Origin of the sequence: Paraburkholderia bannensis NBRC 103871 (assembly GCF_000685015.1) — a bacterium.
In the GTDB taxonomy this organism is placed as follows: Bacteria; Pseudomonadota; Gammaproteobacteria; order Burkholderiales; family Burkholderiaceae; genus Paraburkholderia; species Paraburkholderia bannensis.
The window spans coordinates 143733-162426 of the sequence record NZ_BAYA01000003.1; the positions used below are offsets into that span (position 1 = coordinate 143733).

An 18694-nucleotide genomic window follows, 5' to 3' on the forward strand; every position below is an offset into this window, starting at 1 on the left:
GTCAATGGGTGACATGCAATTCGTAATGCGCGTCGGCGCGGTCGCGGTCGGCGGCATGCGTACAGAGGAACGCGTCCCAGCCAAGCCGCGATCCGCCGCCAAGCTGGCTCTGCCCGACTTCCGTGCGTCGCAGCACGAGCCGCACCTCGTATTCGAGCGTCACGCGGCCGAGCAGCGTCAGCATGCGTTCGAGCGCGATCGCACGCTCGCCGCCGGGAAGAAATGCTTCGTAATCCTTTCTTGATAGCGGGCCGATCACGAGACGCGCGCGCATGTCGCGCTGCCAGACGCGCTGCCCCGCGAGCGCCGTCGCGCCCAGCGCAACGTTGCGCTGGCCGAGCATCGAAAGCTGGTCGGGCGGCACGTCGTACCATTTGCCGACGAACTGCTCGATACGCACCGGCACGTTGAAATACTCGGACAACGTGTTCTGCAAATACGCCGCCGAAACCGGCCGATGGCGCGCCGCGATGGCATGTCCCGCGATGGCCTCGTCGAACAGCGCGCCACGGCCTTCGTGCAGACCGTCACGCGATTCGTCGTTGGCGACGCCCGCGAGCGCGAGCAGCAACGGCAAATAGCGCTCGTCGCGATCGAGCTCGTAATGAAACGGCAGGCGGTACTTCTTCCACGCGTTGTAGAACAGCGCCGTGGCGCGATTCGAGAACACATCGAAGAACTCGCGCGCGGCGCGGTCGCGCTTGATCTGCTCGCGCGCGATCAACTGCTCCGTATAGTGCAGCGGCAGCGCGCCCTGCCCACCCGTCAGCCCGAAAAACGCTGGCGTAATCGACACCCTGGCAAGTTGCCCGGCGTCGATGGCCGCATCGCGCGCGTCCTTTTCTGCGAGCGGCTCGCCCGCGTCATTGTAGGAAGTCGCCTGTTCGATTTCGCTCGGCGGAAAGCCCAGCGACAGCGTATTGCGAAACGATACGCGCTGCGCGAGCACATCGCGCTGACGATCCTGGGCCTTGTCGACGAACCAGCGTTCGAGCAGGCGCACCGCCTGGAAAAACTCGAAGCGGTGCGGCTCGTCGAGCAGGCGCTCGATTACACCAGGATCGATTCGCCGCTGCGGGGCTTGCATCGCAGGATCTCCTCGCCGGTGAGTTCGGAAATCACCACCAGTTGAACAAAGCTGTTGATATGAACGTAAAGCCCGAAGAACACATCGAGCACGCGCACGAAGGTGCCAAGGCTCGTGCCGACGAAATGATCCTCGTCGACGGTCACACGAATCTCCACGCCGCGCACGAAAGTGGCGAACGGCTTGCCGGGCAGCCATTGCACGGCCGCCCGCTGCTCCACGTCGACGATGCCGTCGATATGGCGCGACGACACCGCCGAGCGGCGCATGTCGTACAGCGCCAGCATTTCCTTGAGCGTGCCTGCGCCGCCGCCCGTGAGCGAAACGTGGCTCAGCGAGAGATGCGAAATCAGGCGCCAATGTGCCGCCTGGCGACGCTCGAAACGCACGCACGGCGTCGGTCGGGCGAGCAGGGAAATATGGTTGGTCAGCGAGCCGCCTTCCATGAACAGGTCGCCGCCCTCCAGGCCCACCGCGAGGCCCGCGGGCAGGTCGCGGTTCGTGCAGGTGAGTTCGAGACTCAACGTATCGGTCTGCTCGGCGGCCGGATCGAAGTCGATATCGACAATCGAAATTTCGGTTTCGTAACCGGGACTTTTTTGCGCAACCCATTCGTCGCGGCGTGCAAACCAGTAATGGCCCGCGCGCGCAGCCTCGCCGTGACGCAGCGAATAGAACGGCCGGAATTCCACCACCGTTTCTTCGTTGGCGCGCTGCTGCACGAGATTCACCGTATCGATCGAATAGACCTCGTAGGCGAATGCACGACGCGCTTCGGCAATCACGGGATAGGCGATCGCCTGATGATTGAGGCGGATCGGCTCGCCGTGCTGCTTGAAGAGATTCACGACCGGCGTGCAGAACAGGCGCAGATGATGCGCCGCGAGCGTATCGAGCAGACGCGCCTCGTGCGAATCGCCACGCACTTCCTTGAGCACGACATGCAGCGTAATGCGATGGCAGCGGCCCGTCGCAGCGCTCATGGCCGCAAGATCGAAGTCGACGAAATCGAACTTGGCCGGATACGCAAAATATTCGGTCAGCAGGCGGTAAGCGGGATGCGATTTCGCGGGGAAATCGATCAGCGCTTCGTCTTCGCCGAAACCTGCCTGGACGAACGGCAATTCGCGCAGCGCCGTCCAGCGGCCCGAGCGCTCCGGCTCCACCCACGCGCCAATCGCATTGACGAACAGGCAGTCGCCGAGCGCGGCAATAAACGATTGTTCGCCGCTCAGGTGCGCGCGCAACTTCGGCACTTTCAGCGCGGCAATATCGAGTTGCGGCGAAGTCGATTCAAACGTAATGGAAATGACGCCCGTCGCGTCGCCGGGCAACACGATCGAGACTGGCGCCATCGCCACCGGCATATAACGCGCTTCGGCTACGCGAATGGGTGCGAGCGTGACGTCGTAAGCCGTGCGGAACCGGCACTGCACGCCGCGCAGGGGACGCGACTTCAGTTCCGTGCCGCGCGCGATGACGGCGGGCGCGGTCAGGTGGCTGAACGCCGCCGAGGTGCCGAGCTGCGCGACGGAACACGAGGGAAAGGGCCGCAGATAATGCGGATAGAGGACTTCGAGCAGCGCCTCGGTGAATTCGGGGTAGTCGTCGTCGAGCCGCTTGTTGATGCGCGCACCCAGCAGCGCGAACGATTCGATCATGCGTTCGACGTGCGGATCCTCGCAATGCTCGCCCGTCATCGCGAGCCGCGCCGCGATCTTCGGGTAGCGCTCGGCGAATTCGCGCGAATAGCGTCGCAGGAACGACAATTCGCGCTCGTAATACGGCAACAACTCTTCCATCGCGATTCCCCGCCCCCCAGAAACTGCTTTGCGCCGCCCCTCGTCCAGACCGCATCGTCACGCGGCGCCGGGCGCGGCCTTGCTTATGTCTTTGCGCGTGCGCGCGAGACCGAATACTGCAACGTCGATGGCTGCAGCAATGCGTCGAAGTTTACCGGCTCTTCGGCCGGATGGACGACCAATAATGCTTGAATGGCAAAATTCAATACGCTGGTCGAGCGCGAATTCAATTCGAGCGAGACGTTGACCCGTTGCAGGCGCGGCTCATGCCGCTCGATGGCCTGCTGGATCGATTTGCAGATAAACGCCCGGTCGTAATGACTCGCGAGACTCAGCCCCGCGAAATCGCTGAGCCCATAGGTGAGCACCGATTTGCGGCATTCCGGCAGTTGCGCGAGCATCTCTTCCGTCATCGCGATACGCGTATTCAGAATCGACTCCAGGTCGCGCGCAACCGTGGCTTTCAATTCGTCCAGCGACAATTGCCGCATCGCGGCAGGCGCCGGCGAGTGCGGTTCGTCGTCGAACAACTTGTCGAAAAAACTAGGCTCGAATCGCTTCATCGATCGATATGACGCCGGCACGCGGCGCCATTCAAGGCAAAAGCCCGAGCGGCGCGCACGGGTTGAATCGCGCGCACCGTCCGGGCTATTACGACTTTAGACCGCGTAGGTCTTGTCGTTCTTCGTCAGGCTCCATGCACCCTGAGCGTTACCGCCCTGGTTGCCGCCGATCTTCTGCTGCGTGTACTTCCACTGCACGGCAGCGTACTTGAGCGAGAACTCTTCGCTCGGCAGTCCTTCGCCCACCACGGACGGCGTGATGCTCGAAATGATCACGTACTTGAGCTTGACCTCAAGGTACTTGATGCGGTTGCCTTCACCGTCCGAACGCATGAAGTCGATGGTGACTTCGTCGAACGTCGTGCCGCCCGAAGCGTGCTGGTACAGCAGCGGGCTGACGACGTCGATGTCCTTGGTGAAACGCATGTCGGCGTGCTCGCAACGCTCGGACGTGTGACCGCCTGCCGTCGAAGCCGTTGCCGAACGCGGCTGGAGAATCGAGTGATTCCACGAATCAATTTCGATCCAGTTCGCATGATCCTTGTCCTGCGACTCGCCCTTGATCGCAGGATTACCGAATTTTAGGTAGATGTCCTTCATAACGTATCGCTCCCCATAAAGGTGGTGTGTACGGCGGTGACAGGCGCGATGACTGCCCGCCAGATGGACCGCAACTCAAACGTCAGACCCGAATACCGTCGAAGCCTGCGCTGGATGCGTCAGGCGGCGTGAGTCACGACGGTTGACCCACGCGGCCTGTCTGTGCAGCTCCAGGGCATTGCCGTACTACGCAACGCCCCGCTGCAACGATTTCTTGTGTCGAATTCCCGTGATTCGAGTCGCTTTACGAGCCGGCCGGCTTCGGCAGATCCGCCACGAGACGCAGCGAGATCGACAGTTCGTCGAGCTGGAAGTGCGGGCGCAGGAACGCAACCGAACGGTACGAACCCGGACGGCCCGGAATCTCCGCAACCTGGATCGAGGCTTCGCGCAGCGGAAACTGCGCTTTCTGCTCCTGGCTCGCGTTGTCGTCCAGCAGTACGTACTGCGAGATCCAGCGGTTCAGGAACACCTCGACGTTCTGTGCCGACGCGAAGCTGCCGATCTTGTCGCGCATCATCGCCTTCAGGTAATGCGCCACGCGCGAAACCGAGAAGATGTACTGCAATTGCGCGGAAAGCACGGCGTTCGCATTGGCGCTGTCGGTGCTGTACTTTTTGGCCTTTTGCACCGATTGCGCGGCAAAGAACGCGGCGTAGTCGGAGTTCTTGCAATGCACGAGCGGAATGAAGCCGAGGTCGCTCAGCTCCTTCTCGCGACGGTCCGTGATGGCGATTTCGGTCGGGCACTTGAGCGCGATTTCGCCGTCGTCGGTCTTGAACGTGTGCGTCGGCAGGTCTTCAACGAGACCGCCGCCTTCCACGCCGCGAATCGCCGCGCACCAGCCGAAGTCGTCGAACGCGGCCGTAAGGCGCGCAGCGAATGCCCACGCAGCATTGCACCAGAGGTACTTGCTGTGGTCGGTGCCGTCGACGTCCTCGACGAAATTGAAGCCTTCCGCGGTCGCGCCGTCTTTCGGGTTGAACGGCAGGCGGCCGAGGAAGCGCGGCAACGTGAGGCCGACATAACGCGAATCTTCCGAATCACGGAACGACTTCCACTTCGCGTATTCGACGGTGTCGAACACCTTGCCGAGATCGCGCGGCTTGCCGAGATCGGCGAACGATTCAAGGCCCATCAGTTCCGGCGAAGCCGAAGCGATGAACGGCGCGTGCGCGGCCGCGGCGACATGCGACATCTGCTCGATGAAGTACATGTCTTCGGGCTGGCGCGTGATTTCGTAGTCGCCGATCAGCGTGCCGAACGGCGCGCCGCCGAACGTGCCGAACTCTTCTTCATAGACCTTCTTGAAGAGCGCGCTCTGGTCGAATTCGACCGCGTTCTTGAAGTCGCGCACGACGTCGCGCTTCGGTGCGTGCAGCGCCTTGATCTTGATGGTCTGGCCGGTATTGCTTTCCTTGCACAGATAATCGAGCCCGCGCCACGTACCTTCGAGGCGCTGGAACTCGGGTGCATGCATCACGGCGCTGAGCTGCGCCGAAATCAGGCGATCGAGCTCGGCCACGCGCGCGTCGATGGTCGCGGAAAGGTTGTTCGAGACGACCACGGTGCCGTCCAGCACCTGATGCACGAGTTCGCCGATCAGATCCTTGGCGCGCGCGTGCTCCGAATCGGATTTCGCGACCTTGCTCTTTTCGACAATATCGTCGAGCAGCGAGGACGAAACTTCGGTTTGCGTGTCGTCGAACGCCGCGCCTTGCGCGGCTGCAGTTTGCTGGTTCATATGGTGCCCCGCCTCAGTCGCCCTTGGGTTCGTCGTCAGCCGGATGTGCCGACGGCGCGTCCGTGGATTCCGTGCGCGTGCCGCCCGCGAGCGTCTGCAGGTGCTGCGTGTTCGAGAGCACTTCGCTCAACAGGTCTTCAAGCTTGTCGTTGCCCGCGAGCTTGTTGCGCAGGTCGGCAAGCTTCGAGCGCGCTTCCAGCAGGCGGCGCAGCGGCTCGACCTGGGCGACGACTTCGTCCGGGCTGAAATCGGCCATCGACTTGAAGCGCAGGTCGACCGCGAACTTGCCGCCTTCCGGGCTCAGGCGGTTTTCCACCTGGAACGCCGCGCGCGGCTCGATGCCCTTCATCACGTCGTCGAAGTTATCGCGATCGATACTGATGAACTTGCGGTCGCGCAGCTTGGGCTGCTCGATTTCCGATTGACCGGCCAGATCGCCCATCACACCGACGACGAACGGCAGTTCTTTTACTTCGATCGCATCGCCGCGCTCGACCTCATAGGTCAATTGCACGCGCGGCGGCCGCACTTTCTGCAAGCGCTTCTGGATGCTTTCTTTCTTGGCCATCGTCGGCTCCCTGCTTCTTGTTATCGACTGGTGCTACGTAGCGTGTAATCCGCGCCGCCGTTTAACGCAGTGCGCTGAACGGGTCGGCTGCGCTGCCGGCTGCCTTGGCAGGCGCCGTCGCGGCGGGCGCTGCCGGTGCGGCAGGCGTGGCCGGAGCGGCGGCAGCGGCCGTATCGGCGGCTTCCGGCGCCTTCTTTGCGATCTTCTTGATCGGGCGGCGCTTGTACGACGTCTTCGCCTTCTGCTCGGGCGGGAACAGCGAATCTTCGCCAAGCGTGTCGCGCAGTTGCTTCGCGAGCGCCTGGGCGTCGGACTTCGCATCGCCTTGCAGCGACGCATCCTGGCGCAGTTCGCCGAGCGACTCCGTCGCCACGCGCAGACCCGCTACCGCGAGCACGCTCTTCGCGCCGCGATCGGTCTGGTCGCGTTGCAGCGCTTCCTGCGCCGCGACGATCGCCTGACCATAGTGTTGTTGCTGGAACTGGACCTGCGCGATGCGCGACCACGGTTCCTCACGCGTCGGATCGGCGGCCGCGAGCTTCTGATATGCGTCGAGAGCCTGATCCTGATTGCCCGCCTTCGACAGCGCATCTGCGTCAGCGAGCGCCTTATTGAATGCGTCAGGCGATGCGGAGAGAGTGTTTGCCGGGGTGGTGCAACCTGCCATTACGCCGCAAGCGATCACAGCCCCCGTGAGCATCGAAAAGACCCGCTTTTTCATCGTTCTTTCACCGCCGTTTGATTTTTAATTCAAGGAGAGAAGCCAGAGTTTTACTTATCCCCCAGCGCGCGGGTATAGTACAGGCCAATTTTCTATAATTCAACTGGGTTTGAAAAGGCAAAGAAAGAAAAAAGGCAGTTGAGTGGAAGTTTAGAAGCCGGCTGCATGCGCCCGAGCGGAAAATAAGGCAATTATTTCCGGAATACCTGATTGAAGCTGCATTCAGAGAAGCAAAGTTTTCCGCATTTTATTAAAGCGAGCATCACGGGGATAATGCTCAAACAATGTGCATTAGCAATGCACTTCGCATTACCCGTGACCCTGCGTATTTAACGAAGCTGGAGAGTCGGGCTTGAGGCCCGCGATAAAAATGACCGCGCGCATTATTCAAATTGCATCGACCACGGCCTTGCTTTGTTCTGCTGCCGCCTTGCTAGGCGGTTGCGCAGCGGCAGTGCCCGCAATCGGCAGCGCAGCGTCCGCCGCCCTGCAAATCGTAGGCATTGGCAAACCCGACGTACCGGACGCACAAAAGCCGCCGCGCAATCTGGGCATCACGCTGTACGCCGCGCGCAACCTCAATGCTGCCACGGACAACAAGCCGCTCGCACTAGTGGTTCGCCTCTACGCGCTCAAGGATCCCACTTCGTTCCAGCAGGCGCCGTTCGACACGTTTACCGATCCGGCCAAGGAAAAAACCACGCTGGGCGCAGACTTGTTGAGCGTGCGCGAAATCACGCTGATCCCGGGCCAGCGTTATAACGCCACGGAAAAGGTCTCGCGTGAAGCGCAGGCATTCGGTATCGTCGCGCTATTCAGAGATCCTGCAATGCAGCGCTGGAAATTCGCTTTCGATCCTGCGAAATCGGAGAAATCCGGCATAATGGTTGGGCTGCACAACTGCGCCATGACGGTGACGAGCGGCACGGTGATACCGGTCGATGCGACACAAACCGCGCAGCCGCTCAATCTGCTTTCTTCGATATCGTGCGGCTGAATGGCCGTTCTATCGTCGCTTTCCAATGGCGCTATAAAGCGGGCCAGAAGCACGCGACAGGTGCGCAATAGGGATGCAATAGACGTGCAGTAAAGAAGCAGGACAGGCAGCAAAACAGTCGAAGTAGAAACGACGGTTAGCGGCAATAAGCGGCAGCAAACACGGGATCACTTCAACCAACCAATCAGTCCGCCGGCACGCATGGCGAGACAAGATCGACGCATAAGCTGAATCATCATGAGCTATTCCTCGAAAGTGCTTTGGGGGGAAGGTCTGTTTCTCAGACCTCAGCACTTCCAGCGGCAGGACGCCTATCACGAAGCCCGGCTCTTCGAATCGATCCAGGCGATCCAGCCATATAACTGGGGCGTGCGTTCGATCCGCATCGATCACGATTCGCTCGGCAGCAACATTCTGCGCCTGAGCGAACTGTCGCTGGTGTTTCCCGACGGCACGCTCTATTCCGCGCCGCAGGCGGACGACCTGCCGCCGCCGGTCGCGCTCGACGCGCTGCCCGAAGGCATCAACGAATTCACGTTTTATCTCGCGCTGCATCAGGTGCGCGAAAGCGGCTCGAATTACGTGAGCGACCGCAACGAAGGTTTCGTTGCGCGCTACGTCAGCGACCAGGCGAGTGTGACCGATCACTACACGGACGCTGCGCAAGCCGACATCACGTTCCTCAAGAACAACGTGAAACTCGTCGCGCACACCGAGCCGCGCGACCAGCTGCTGTCGGTACCGGTCATGCGCGTGCGCCGCACGGCGTCCTCGGGTTTCGAGGCCGACGAAAGCTTCGTGCCGCCGAGCCTCGCGATCGAGGCGTCGCCGCTGCTGCACCAGCGCCTGCGCCGCCTGATCGACGCCTTGCAGGCGAAGGTCAATGCGCTTTACGGTTTCCATCGCGAGCCGACCAAGAACATCATCGAATTCCGCTCGGGCGATATCGCCTCGTTCTGGCTGCTGCACACCGCGAGCGGCGCATTCGCGACGCTCGCGCACCTGTACCAGCATTCGGCGCTGCACCCGGAGCGGCTGTATCAGGAACTCCTGCGTCTCGCGGGCCAGTTGCTGACGTTCTCGAAGAACCATACGCTCGCCGATCTGCCCGCCTATCGTCACGACGATCCGGGCCCCGGTTTCGCGCGTCTGGATGCGATCCTGCGCGACCTGCTGGAGACGGTGATCTCCACGCAATACTTCTTGATCGTGCTGGAAGAAGTCCGTGCGTCGTTCCATATCGGCCGGCTCGACTCCGGCAAGATCGACGAGAAAACCACCTTTTATCTGGCGGTATCCGCCGACATGCAGGCCGTCGACCTGGTCGAAGCCGTGCCCGCCCGCTTCAAGGTGGGCGCGCCCGACGACGTGGACAAGCTCGTGCTGTCCGCCATGCCGGGCGTGCGCCTCGTCTACACGCCGCAAGTGCCGCCCGCGATTCCCGTGCGTCCGGGCGCATGCTACTTCGCGCTGGAGTCGCGCAGCGCGCTCTACGAGCGCATGATCCAGGCGCAATCGGCGATGGTGTACACGCCCTCGGGCATTAACGATCTCAAACTCGAACTGATTGCGGTGACGTCATGAGCAACGCGCCTTCCCTCTTTGGCGACGCCCCGCCGCCGTCCCTCGCGCCGCAAATGCCGGCGAGCGATCCCGCCTATCAGGTGCGTTCGCTGCTCGACCTGCTTTACGACGGCTTCTTCATGCTGTTTCTGTTGAAGAACGGCCGCGAGCCTGGCGAAGCCGCTGAATTCAGCGCATGCGTGCAGCAGTTCCTCGGCGATTTCGAACGCGGCGCGAAGAAGCTCAATGCGTCCGCCGAAGACGTCTATGCAGCGAAGTTCGCGTTCTGCGCGGCGGTGGACGAATCGGTGCTGTCGTCGCAGTTCAAGATCCGCTCGGACTGGGAACGCCGTCCGTTGCAGCTCGCGCTGTTCGGCGAGCAACTCGCGGGCGAGAAGTTCTTCCAGTATCTGGAAGATTGCCGCGCACGCGGCCCCGCGCGCCTGCAATCGCTCGAAGTGTTTCATATGTGCCTGCTGCTGGGTTTCCAGGGCAAGTACATGCTCGAAGGGCCGGAAAAGCTCGCCTATCTCACGGCGCGCGTGGGCGACGAAATCTCGCATATCAAGGGCAAGCGTGCGCCGTTCGCGCCGCATTGGCCGTTGCCCGATCAGGTTGCGCACCGCCTCAAGCGCGAAGTGCCGCTCTGGAGCATCGGCGCGGTGTTTGCGCTTGTGGGCATTCTTGCGTGGACGGGGCTCAATACCTGGCTGCGCGACAGCACGGTGCGTACGCTCGCGCCGTACACGAATATCGTGAAGCTCGGACCGCAATCGGCCAACCTCACGATTTCGCTGCCGTAATCCTGATAGATAGTTCGGCAAGCTAATCAATCGCCCAGGCGCGTTTCAAAATTTTTTGAAGCGCGCCTATGCCGTCACTACGCCGTCACTACGCGGTCACGCCCCGTCATCTTCGCGCGATAAAGGTTCGCGTCGGCCAGCTTGAGCCACGCCGCGTGATCCATCATCGATTCGTCGCATTGCGCAACGCCGACGCTCACCGTGCACGGGCATTGCCCGCCCGCTTCCTTGTTCTTCTCCCGCACCGTGGCGACGAAACGCTCGGCAACCGAGCGCGCTTCGGCAAGCGTCGCGCCCGGCAACACAACGCCGAACTCCTCGCCGCCATAACGCCCGATGCAGTCGCTCACGCGAAAATGCTCGCGCAATAACATGGCGAATGCGCACAGCACCGCGTCGCCCGCCTGGTGCCCGCGCGTGTCGTTGACGACCTTGAAATGATCGAGATCCACCAGCAATAGCGACGACGCATAGCGCGTCGCGCGGCAACGCTCGAATTCATCGGCGAGCAGGATTTCCCATTGACGCCGGTTGAGCAGGCCCGTGAGGCCATCAGTACGGCTCAGGCCTTCGAGCGTGCGCGTTTGCTCCGCGAGCTTCTTCGATATGCGGTACGTGCTCCAGCCCAGCGCAATGGGATAGACAATCAGGATCGGCAGGCACGCGACGATGGTCGGCATACGCGTTTGCGGCTCGAACGCGAAGCCGAGCGTGAGGAATCCTGCCGCCAGCCCCACCAGATGCGCGAGCACACCGCGCAGGAACAGCTTCAGCCCGCCCGCAGCAATGTCGTCCATGCTGAGCATCACGAGGATCAGCACGCTGGGCAGCAGATCGAAGCGCATCGCGACGACCCAGAAACCGCCCAGCGCCGCGTCGATCATCAGGTTGAAGCGTTCGCCGCGATACGGCACGACGCAGGCATGCGCGGCGCGGCGCGCCACGTGCGGCCAGATAAAACCATGAAAGACCAGCAGCGACCACAGCACCGCGCCACGCCCCTGCTGCGCGAAAACCGCGGCCACGCAGAAGAAGCCCAGCGCCAGCCCCACCATGCGCAGGCGCCAGATGCGTTCGACGAAACGCCTGCCTTTGCCGGCCATGGGGTGCGTGCTCGGTTTCATGCTCGAATAGTTGACTTGTTCTGCCCGGACGTTCAGTCCTGCTGATCTTGCCGCGCCCGTTGCACGGCATGAAGACGGGAAAGCGGCCATTGTGCCATTGCATGCGCCATGCGTAGCGGCCTTTTAGAGGCCCGTTGCATCGGCATATGACATTGCGATGAAATCGCCGCTCGCCACTTGCCTTGTGCCGCGAATTACCCGTCTTCTTACCAACCGTTACAGAAGCGACGCCGTCGTTGCACCTGTACACGCGCTGACTTCCTAGAATTCCTCAGACCGTTGCGCGGCAAAACCGCCGAACGGTCGTGCCGTTGAACCGGAATGTGTTTACCGATACCAATTGCGTGGCATTTCACGCAGAACAGGAGTTCCTATGATTCGCCTCTCGCTTGCAACGCTTGCCAGTGCTTCCGCTGTCGGTCTCCTCGCACTCTCGATGAGCGCCCATGCACAGACCGCCGCTCCCGCCGCCTCTGCCGCGTCGCCGGAACTGCACGCCGCCGACAAGAGCTTCATCTCGGACGGCACGCAAACCGTCGCGACCCAGCGCGACGCCGCGCGCATCGCCGACTCGCGCTCGACCGACCGTGAAGTGAAGGCCTTCGCGGAACAGCTCGTCGCCGATTATTCGAAGCTCTCGGACTCGATGCGCGCCGCCAGCCCGCGTGGCGTCGACGTGCCGCGCAACGATCCCGACACTGCGGTGATCGACAGCATCAAGAATCTGCGCGGCGCCGATTTCGACAAGGCCTATATCGAACAGGTCGCGCTGGGCGGCCAGCAGAAGACGCTTTCGGCGTTCCAGGCGGAAATCGCCTCGGGTCGCGACGCGGGCCTCAAGAAGGCCGCCAGCGCCGGTCTGCCGGTGATCCAGGCCGATATCGCCAAGGCTAAGGAACTGGCCACGCGCAAGCATCTCGCGGGCTAAGTCGCGGGCTAAACCGGTGGCTTGACGTCACCCGAGGGCGCGGCGCTTTCACGGCCCGCGCCCTTTGCGTTTCTATTCTTCGTTGTGTTCCTGCGCGAGCGTCACGAGCCGCTCCATGCGCCGGTCGGGGATCAGCCACAGCAGAGCGACGGCGACGAAAAACAGTGCGCCGATATGCGGCCAGTCCAGCGCCGCCAGCACGATCCCCAGCAGATATCCCACCACCGACGCCTTGCCCTTGAGGTCGCGTCCGAGCGCGCGCGCCAGCGGGCTTTCCAGGCCTTGATAGCGCACCAGCGTCGCCTGCAGCACGACGTACGCGATCGCACAGAGCAGCAGATTGAAGCCGTACAGCATGGTGGGCCAGCGCGCGAAATGGTTCTCGCCCATCCAGCCCGTCGTGAACGGCAGCAGCGAGAGCCAGAACAGCAGGTGCAGGTTCGCCCACAGCACCGCCCCGTTCACGCTGCGCGCGGCGTGCATCATGTGATGATGGTTGTTCCAGTAAATGCCCACGTAGATGAAGCTGAGCACGTAGCTCAGGTAAGTCGGCCACAGCGGCGCGAGCGCCGTGATGTCGTCGCCGTGCGGCACTTTGAGTTCCAGCACCATGATGGTGATGATGATGGCGAGCACGCCATCGCTGAATGCTTCGAGTCGGTTTTTGTTCATCTGGGCTGTTGGTACGCTGGATACGCTGAGAACGCTGACTACGCTGGGCGCTGCGGCTTCGCACGATCGGAAAGGCTGCCGAAAGTATGGCCGAAAGCGCGCAGCGACGCCACGTGGCGCCGGGCGCGCAAGGAGAATCGGTATGGAGATCGAACCGGGCCCACCGCCCTCGCCAGCCCCCACGCCGCCCGCCGTCGACTGGCGGCGCGTGCGCGTATGGGATCTGCCCACGCGGCTCTTTCACTGGCTCGCCGTTGCGCTGGTCGCGATCGCGTGGCTCTCGCAACGCATGAACTGGATGCAGTTGCACGTACGCGCCGGCGAAACGCTGCTCGCACTTGTGCTGTTCCGTCTACTGTGGGGCTGCTGCGGCAGCGAGACCGCGCGCTTTTCGCGTTTCCTCGCCTCGCCCAAAGCGGCATGGCGGCACCTGCGCCACCTCGCGCGGCGCGAGCCCGACGTGCAGGTCGGCCACAACGCTGCGGGTGGCTGGATGGTGCTGCTTCTGCTCGCGCTGCTGCTCGTCGAAACGCTCAGCGGCCTTTACGTCAACAACGATGTCGCCGATGAAGGCCCGCTCTCGGAGATCGTGCCCGCCGCCATCGCCAACGCGATATCGGCGATTCACGCGGTGGGCTGGGACGTGCTGGCCGCCGCCGTCGTCCTGCACCTCTGCGCAATCGCCCTGTACGCGCTCGTGAAAGGCCATCACCTCGTGGGCCCGATGGTGACGGGCACCAAGCCCCTGCCCGCAACGACGCGCGTGCCGCGCCGCGCGTCGCTCTGGCTCGCGGCGCTGCTGCTGGGATGCGCGGCGCTCGTGACCGCGCTGCTCGCCTTCTATCTTTAGCCTGCCGGAACCGTGAGGATCGGCGCCTTCTGATCCTGGTTGGCCTGCGAAAGCGCGATCAGGTTCTGCAGCACCGTGAGCGCGTATTTCGAATCGAAATCGTCGTTGTCGATCCAGTAGGTCGCGCCGTGATAATCGATGCTGGCATACGCATCGGCGGGCGCTTTCCTGCCGACGTGCACGACGATCGTGGGCCGCGTCTCGCCACCGACGAGATGAACCGTCGCCATGGTCGCGCCGCGCGAGACGTCGGCCTCCGGCACGGCAATCTGCGCGCCCAGATTGCTCAGGATGCCCATGAGCGAGCGCGTCACCATGTTGATCGTGTGGCCGTTGCCGCCCGATGCGGGCCCGTAGGCCACCTGATATTCGCGCACCACGGGCGACAGATGCAGCAGGCGGCGCACCTCGGCGAGATCGGCGGCCGATTCTGGCGGCGCGCCATCGGCGCCCAGACTCATCGTCACGTGGCCGCGGTGATCTTTGTCGTCCTGTTTGTAGCTGACCGTTAGTTGCCCCGCCAGTTGAAGGCGGCGCAGCGCGCGCAGCAATTCGAAGAAGGCGGGATTGCCGTCGCTGGTCGGCCCGCCCAGCGGCGCGGCGTTCTGCAGGCCGCCAATCGACTGCACCGACAGGCGCAGCAGCAGGTCGACGGGCACGCCGCTATCGGCGAGCGGCAGCACGAGTTCGGTCGGCAAGGGATGGATATAGCCGGTCGCGAGCGCATCGCCCGTGGTCGGCGTGAACGTAAAGGTCGGGTGATTCGAGTACGACGCGCCCACGCTCGCCTGGCCGTAGCTCGTGCCCGCGTTGCGCGAACCGCCTTCGGCCAGGGCGGCGGCGTTGGCCTCGAAGGTGTACGACGCAATGATCTGGCTGACCGCCACGAACGACGGCGAGTCGCCATAACGCAGGCCCACGATGGTCGCGAGCATTTCGCGTTTCTTCGCGTCGCCGAGCGCACGTTCGTAATCGACCTGATCGGTGCGCAGCATATGCGGGCCGAACCAGGCACAGCCTGACGTCATGAGAAGTGGACACAGGGCGGCGGCGAGGAAACTTCGCCGGAACAGCAGTGAAAATGCAGTCATGAGAGGCGTAGGGGAAAAGTGCGCACAGCCGTCGGCTGTAGCAAACCCTATGCCCCGCGGCGTCTTCCGGGCGTGGCGACCTGACACGTGGCGCGGCGCATGGCGTAAAATCGGCGCTCCACTTCACCCAACCCGACCCGACCGCAGATGGCTACCTACCTCGAATTGCTCGCCGAAAAACGCGCCCTCGATGCGCGCATCGAAGCGGCGCACGCCGAGGCGGCTCAAGAAGCGCTCGCGGCTGCCCGCTCGGCCATCGCCGAATTCGGCTTCACGCCGGACGACCTGTTCGGCAAGCCGCGCAAGGCCAGGGCCCAGGCAAAAGGTGCACAGCGCAAGCGCACCGCCGCCCCCGAAACCGCCAACGCCGACCAGGGCAACTTCGACCTGTTCGGCGACACTGCCGGGCATTGACGCCACCCGATCCGGCTAACACCTTCGGCTAACACGTTCGGCCAACCCCTTCAGCGCAACGACACGGCGCCCGACTGGATGCGGGTTGCCGCGTGATCCACGAAGCGGTGCCAGTTGCCGTCATACCGGGTCTGAACGGCCAGCACTGCCGCGGCTGCGACCACGAGCACGACCACAGCGGCCATCGCAACAAGATGCCTCTCGCGCGAACGCTGCACGGGTCGAACTGGCCGAACTGGCTGAGCGGACTGACTCCCGGCTTCGGCGACCGGGTCGAAACTCCCCACCGCCGCTGCGGCCGGCGCGGCGTGCATCCCGCGCAGTTCGTCCATCAAGTCCCCTAGCCGCTTCACCCTGATGCCGGCTGCACGCCTGTCGGTGTGCGCCTGGGCGGCTTCCGCCTCCAGACGGGCGATCGCCTGCTCGCAGCCGGCAAGGTCGTCGACGGCCTGGCGATGCATGGCTTCGAGATCGTGGGTGCTGCCGGGCGACACGCGCGCGGGCCACGGCGCGGGCTGAACGGCACTCGGGACGTCCCCCGACGGGTTGAAGATTGGTTGATTCATGGTGTTGCCCCAGGCGGAAACGGATCGGAGCGACAAACTACAGATATCTCTTATTCGGAACAGCCAGCGATTGTCAAAACTTGCGCTTGCGCAATATCGCGGCATGGCAGCCAGCCATGATTCAGTCGCTAAAGCAGAAAACAAACCGCACGCTCCCAAACGCAACAGGCCCGCGAGCCGTCCATGCTCGCGGGCCTGTTGCCTTGCGAATCCCTCGCGACTACTGCGCGATTACTGCGCGCCCAGCTTCTTGATGAGCGCGTCGAGTTGCGCGAGTTCTTCTTCGTTCAGGTCGGTCAGCGGCGCGCGCACCGGGCCTGCGTCGTGGCCCACCAGCTTCGCGCCCGCCTTGACGATGCTGACCGCGTAACCGGCGCGGCGATTGCGGATCGCGAGGTACGGCAGGAAGAATTCGTCGATCAGCTTGCCGACCGTTGCGTGGTCATCGGCCGCAATCGCGCGGTAGAAGTCCATCGCCGTCTTCGGGATGAAGTTGAACACCGCCGACGAGTACACCGGCACGCCCAGCGCCTTGTACGCTGCGGCGTAGACTTCCGCCGTGGGCAGGCCGCCCAGGTAGGAGAAGCGCTCGCCCAGGCGGCGGCGGATCGTCACCATCGACTCGATATCGCCGACGCCGTCCTTGAAGCCGATCAGGTTCGGGCAACGCTCGGCGAGCTGTTCGAGGTTGTCCGCGTTGAGCTTCGAATTGGCGCGGTTGTAGATGATGACGCCCATCTTCGGCACGGCCTTGCAGACTTCCTCTGCGTGCTTCGCAATGCCTTCCTGCGACGCTTCCGTGAGGTAATGCGGCATCAGCAGGATGCCCTGCGCGCCGTTGCGCTCCGCTTCCTGGGCGTATTCGATCGCCACGCGCGTCGCGCCGCCCGCACCCGCGAGGATCGGCACCTTGCCCTTGCAGGTTTCCGTCGCGGTCTTGATGACCTGCGAGTATTCGCTCTTCGTCAGCGAGAAAAATTCGCCCGTGCCGCCCGCCGCGAACAGCGCGCTCGCGCCATACGGAGCCAGCCATTCGAGGCGCTCGGCGTAGGTGTCGGCGCGGAAGTTGCCTTGCGCGTCGAAGTCGGTGACGGGGAACGAAAGCAGGCCTTCGGAGACGATTTGCTTGAGCTCTTGCGGGGTGGTCATGGTGTTGATCCTGTCGATTGATTGATGAGTGTGTTCAGGCGAAGCCGGTCAGCGCACGAGGCACGGACGCTTGTTGTCGAATTTCCAGTCGGGAATCAGGTACTGCATGGCAACGGCGTCGTCGCGCGCGCCGAGGCCATGCTGCTGATAAAGCGCGTGCGCCTTTTCCAGCTCGTCGAGATCGATCTCGATGCCAAGACCCGGCTTCTGCGGCACCTGCACCTTGCCGCCGACGATCTGCAGCGGATCGCGCGTGAGGCGCTGGCCGTCCTGCCAGATCCAGTGCGTGTCGATTGCGGTGATCTTGCCGGGCGCGGCGGCGGCCACATGCGTGAACATCGCCAGCGAAATGTCGAAGTGATTGTTCGAGTGCGAGCCCCACGTGAGGCCCCAGTCGTTACACATCTGCGCGACGCGCACCGAACCCTGCATCGTCCAGAAGTGCGGATCGGCGAGCGGGATGTCGACCGACTGCAACTGGATCGCGTGGCCCATCTGGCGCCAGTCCGTGGCGATCATGTTGGTGGCCGTCGGCAGGCCGGTCGCGCGGCGGAACTCGGCCATCACCTCGCGGCCCGAGTAGCCGTTTTCCGCGCCGCACGGATCTTCCGCGTAGGCCAGCACGTCATGCTTGTCGCGGCACAGACGGATCGCTTCCGCCAGCGACCACGCGCCGTTCGGGTCGAGCGTCACGCGCGCTTCCGGGAAGCGCTCGGCCAGCGCCGTGGCCGCTTCCATTTCCGCATCGCCCGCCAGCACGCCGCCCTTGAGCTTGAAGTCGTTGAAGCCGTAACGCGCCTTCGCGGCTTCGGCCAGGCGCACGACGGCCTCGGGCGTCATCGCCGCTTCGGTGCGCAGGCGCTCCCAGTCGTCGCGGCCATCGGCGCCGCTCGCGTACGCCAGATCCGTCTTGTTGCGATCGCCGATAAAGAACAGGTAACCCAGCATCTCCACTTCGCTGCGTTGCTGGCCTTCGCCCAGCAACGCGGCGACCGGCACGCCCAGATGCTGGCCGAGCAGGTCGAGCAGCGCCGCTTCGAGCGCGGTGACGGCGTGAATCGTCGTGCGCAGGTCGAAGGTCTGCAGGCCGCGGCCGCCCGAGTCGCGATCCGCGAACTGCTTGCGCACCGTGTTGAGCACCGCCTGGAGATTGCCGATCGACTGGCCGACCACGAACGCGCGCGCATCGTCGAGCGTCTTGCGGATCGCCTCGCCGCCCGGCACTTCGCCGATGCCGGTGTTGCCGGCGCTGTCGCGCAACAGCACGACGTTGCGCGTGAAAAACGGGCCATGCGCGCCGGAGAGGTTCATCAGCATGCTGTCGCGGCCCGCAACGGGCACGACGCGCAGTTCGGTCACGACAGGGGTCGCATTCGGCGAGACGTTTTGTGTGGTCATGAAAGCATTACCTGTTAAAAAGCGGCGCATTCTGGAGTCCTGCGAATGTCATGC

Annotated in this window: 19 protein-coding genes; 6 read left to right on the forward strand and 13 right to left on the reverse strand. The window is 63.3% G+C overall.

The features are described from left to right. Nucleotide 1: 1 nt before the first annotated feature. The 7 genes from tssG to BBA01S_RS03920 all read right to left on the reverse strand — a co-directional run bounded on the left by tssG (nt 2) and on the right by BBA01S_RS03920 (nt 7085). The gene (gene tssG / locus BBA01S_RS03890; RefSeq protein WP_027815279.1) at nt 2-1087 is read right to left on the reverse strand and encodes a type VI secretion system baseplate subunit TssG; all 1086 of its coding nucleotides are present in this window, start codon (nt 1085-1087) and stop codon (nt 2-4) included. Continuing rightward, entirely contained in the window at nt 1051-2889 is a 1839-nt protein-coding gene (gene tssF, locus BBA01S_RS03895; RefSeq protein ID WP_027815280.1) for a type VI secretion system baseplate subunit TssF, read from the reverse strand. Before tssF ends, tssG begins: the two co-directional genes overlap by 37 nt. Before the next feature lie 83 nt (nt 2890-2972). Continuing rightward, nucleotides 2973-3452 carry a type VI secretion system baseplate subunit TssE gene (gene tssE / locus BBA01S_RS03900; protein WP_027815281.1) on the reverse strand — a complete coding sequence of 160 codons (480 nt, stop codon included), beginning with the start codon at nt 3450-3452 and terminating at the stop codon, nt 2973-2975. A 96-nt stretch (nt 3453-3548) separates the two neighbouring features. Beyond that, a complete protein-coding gene (locus tag BBA01S_RS03905) occupies nt 3549-4052 on the reverse strand; it encodes an Hcp family type VI secretion system effector (RefSeq protein ID WP_027815282.1) in 504 nt (167 codons plus the stop codon). Nucleotides 4053-4296: 244 nt separating this feature from the next. Then, nucleotides 4297-5796 carry a type VI secretion system contractile sheath large subunit gene (gene tssC, locus BBA01S_RS03910; protein WP_027815283.1) on the reverse strand — a complete coding sequence of 500 codons (1500 nt, stop codon included), beginning with the start codon at nt 5794-5796 and terminating at the stop codon, nt 4297-4299. A 13-nt stretch (nt 5797-5809) separates the two neighbouring features. Further along, entirely contained in the window at nt 5810-6364 is a 555-nt protein-coding gene (gene tssB / locus BBA01S_RS03915) for a type VI secretion system contractile sheath small subunit (RefSeq protein ID WP_027815284.1), read from the reverse strand. 61 nt (nt 6365-6425) lie between these two features. After that, a complete protein-coding gene (locus BBA01S_RS03920; RefSeq protein ID WP_042295902.1) occupies nt 6426-7085 on the reverse strand; it encodes a tetratricopeptide repeat protein in 660 nt (219 codons plus the stop codon). Nucleotides 7086-7455: 370 nt separating this feature from the next. On the opposite strand from BBA01S_RS03920, the gene tssJ reads away from it, so the two are divergent. The 3 genes from tssJ to icmH all read left to right on the forward strand — a co-directional run bounded on the left by tssJ (nt 7456) and on the right by icmH (nt 10448). After that, nucleotides 7456-8082, forward strand: a complete 627-nt coding sequence (gene tssJ / locus BBA01S_RS03925) for a type VI secretion system lipoprotein TssJ (RefSeq protein ID WP_042295905.1) — start codon at nt 7456-7458, stop codon at nt 8080-8082. Between the two features lie 237 nt (nt 8083-8319). Continuing rightward, nucleotides 8320-9666: a type VI secretion system baseplate subunit TssK gene (tssK, locus tag BBA01S_RS03930; protein ID WP_027815287.1), complete on the forward strand. Its 1347-nt coding sequence runs from the start codon at nt 8320-8322 to the stop codon at nt 9664-9666. Beyond that, nucleotides 9663-10448, forward strand: a complete 786-nt coding sequence (gene icmH, locus BBA01S_RS03935; RefSeq protein WP_027815288.1) for a type IVB secretion system protein IcmH/DotU — start codon at nt 9663-9665, stop codon at nt 10446-10448. The genes tssK and icmH overlap by 4 nt, the downstream gene beginning before the upstream one ends. A 77-nt stretch (nt 10449-10525) precedes the next feature. On the opposite strand, the gene BBA01S_RS03940 is transcribed toward icmH, so the two are convergent. Next, on the reverse strand, nt 10526-11572 hold the full coding sequence (locus BBA01S_RS03940) for a diguanylate cyclase (RefSeq protein WP_027815289.1): 1047 nt from the start codon (nt 11570-11572) through the stop codon (nt 10526-10528). 373 nt (nt 11573-11945) lie between these two features. Between BBA01S_RS03940 and BBA01S_RS03945 the strand changes: the two genes are divergently transcribed. Further along, on the forward strand, nt 11946-12500 hold the full coding sequence (locus BBA01S_RS03945) for a DUF4142 domain-containing protein (RefSeq protein ID WP_027815290.1): 555 nt from the start codon (nt 11946-11948) through the stop codon (nt 12498-12500). 72 nt (nt 12501-12572) lie between these two features. On the opposite strand, the gene BBA01S_RS03950 is transcribed toward BBA01S_RS03945, so the two are convergent. After that, entirely contained in the window at nt 12573-13172 is a 600-nt protein-coding gene (locus BBA01S_RS03950) for a TMEM175 family protein (protein ID WP_027815291.1), read from the reverse strand. Nucleotides 13173-13314: 142 nt separating this feature from the next. Between BBA01S_RS03950 and BBA01S_RS03955 the strand changes: the two genes are divergently transcribed. Continuing rightward, nucleotides 13315-14022: a cytochrome b/b6 domain-containing protein gene (locus tag BBA01S_RS03955; RefSeq protein ID WP_042295908.1), complete on the forward strand. Its 708-nt coding sequence runs from the start codon at nt 13315-13317 to the stop codon at nt 14020-14022. On the opposite strand, the gene BBA01S_RS03960 is transcribed toward BBA01S_RS03955, so the two are convergent. After that, on the reverse strand, nt 14019-15095 hold the full coding sequence (locus BBA01S_RS03960; protein WP_027815293.1) for a hypothetical protein: 1077 nt from the start codon (nt 15093-15095) through the stop codon (nt 14019-14021). The genes BBA01S_RS03955 and BBA01S_RS03960 overlap by 4 nt on opposite strands. A 165-nt stretch (nt 15096-15260) precedes the next feature. Here BBA01S_RS03960 and BBA01S_RS39950 point away from each other — a divergent pair, with 165 nt between their 5' ends. Further along, nucleotides 15261-15527, forward strand: a complete 267-nt coding sequence (locus tag BBA01S_RS39950) for an H-NS family nucleoid-associated regulatory protein (protein ID WP_052391665.1) — start codon at nt 15261-15263, stop codon at nt 15525-15527. A 50-nt stretch (nt 15528-15577) separates the two neighbouring features. Here the strand turns inward: BBA01S_RS39950 and BBA01S_RS39955 are convergent, their stop codons facing one another. The 3 genes from BBA01S_RS39955 to gudD all read right to left on the reverse strand — a co-directional run bounded on the left by BBA01S_RS39955 (nt 15578) and on the right by gudD (nt 18640). Further along, on the reverse strand, nt 15578-16093 hold the full coding sequence (locus BBA01S_RS39955; protein WP_027815294.1) for a hypothetical protein: 516 nt from the start codon (nt 16091-16093) through the stop codon (nt 15578-15580). Nucleotides 16094-16324: 231 nt separating this feature from the next. Next, nucleotides 16325-17242, reverse strand: a complete 918-nt coding sequence (gene kdgD, locus BBA01S_RS03975) for a 5-dehydro-4-deoxyglucarate dehydratase (RefSeq protein WP_027815295.1) — start codon at nt 17240-17242, stop codon at nt 16325-16327. A 48-nt stretch (nt 17243-17290) separates the two neighbouring features. Continuing rightward, nucleotides 17291-18640 (reverse strand): glucarate dehydratase, encoded by a 1350-nt coding sequence (gene gudD, locus BBA01S_RS03980; protein WP_027815296.1) that lies wholly within the window; start codon nt 18638-18640, stop codon nt 17291-17293. Nucleotides 18641-18694: the final 54 nt, after the last annotated feature.

Bases quoted from the DNA above. Each gene is read 5' to 3' on its own strand.
- icmH (WP_027815288.1), top strand. From the start codon at position 9,663: ATGAGCAACGCGCCTTCCCTCTTTGGCGACGCCCCGCCGCCGTCCCTC.
- tssB (WP_027815284.1), bottom strand. From the start codon at position 6,364: ATGGCCAAGAAAGAAAGCATCCAGAAGCGCTTGCAGAAAGTGCGGCCG.
- BBA01S_RS03945 (WP_027815290.1), top strand. From the start codon at position 11,946: ATGATTCGCCTCTCGCTTGCAACGCTTGCCAGTGCTTCCGCTGTCGGT.
- tssG (WP_027815279.1), bottom strand. From the start codon at position 1,087: ATGCAAGCCCCGCAGCGGCGAATCGATCCTGGTGTAATCGAGCGCCTG.
- BBA01S_RS03955 (WP_042295908.1), top strand. From the start codon at position 13,315: ATGGAGATCGAACCGGGCCCACCGCCCTCGCCAGCCCCCACGCCGCCC.
- BBA01S_RS39955 (WP_027815294.1), bottom strand. From the start codon at position 16,093: ATGAATCAACCAATCTTCAACCCGTCGGGGGACGTCCCGAGTGCCGTT.
- tssF (WP_027815280.1), bottom strand. From the start codon at position 2,889: ATGGAAGAGTTGTTGCCGTATTACGAGCGCGAATTGTCGTTCCTGCGA.
- tssJ (WP_042295905.1), top strand. From the start codon at position 7,456: ATGACCGCGCGCATTATTCAAATTGCATCGACCACGGCCTTGCTTTGT.
- tssK (WP_027815287.1), top strand. From the start codon at position 8,320: ATGAGCTATTCCTCGAAAGTGCTTTGGGGGGAAGGTCTGTTTCTCAGA.
- BBA01S_RS03905 (WP_027815282.1), bottom strand. From the start codon at position 4,052: ATGAAGGACATCTACCTAAAATTCGGTAATCCTGCGATCAAGGGCGAG.
- tssE (WP_027815281.1), bottom strand. From the start codon at position 3,452: ATGAAGCGATTCGAGCCTAGTTTTTTCGACAAGTTGTTCGACGACGAA.
- tssC (WP_027815283.1), bottom strand. From the start codon at position 5,796: ATGAACCAGCAAACTGCAGCCGCGCAAGGCGCGGCGTTCGACGACACG.
- BBA01S_RS39950 (WP_052391665.1), top strand. From the start codon at position 15,261: ATGGCTACCTACCTCGAATTGCTCGCCGAAAAACGCGCCCTCGATGCG.
- BBA01S_RS03920 (WP_042295902.1), bottom strand. From the start codon at position 7,085: ATGAAAAAGCGGGTCTTTTCGATGCTCACGGGGGCTGTGATCGCTTGC.
- BBA01S_RS03950 (WP_027815291.1), bottom strand. From the start codon at position 13,172: ATGAACAAAAACCGACTCGAAGCATTCAGCGATGGCGTGCTCGCCATC.
- kdgD (WP_027815295.1), bottom strand. From the start codon at position 17,242: ATGACCACCCCGCAAGAGCTCAAGCAAATCGTCTCCGAAGGCCTGCTT.
- gudD (WP_027815296.1), bottom strand. From the start codon at position 18,640: ATGACCACACAAAACGTCTCGCCGAATGCGACCCCTGTCGTGACCGAA.
- BBA01S_RS03940 (WP_027815289.1), bottom strand. From the start codon at position 11,572: ATGAAACCGAGCACGCACCCCATGGCCGGCAAAGGCAGGCGTTTCGTC.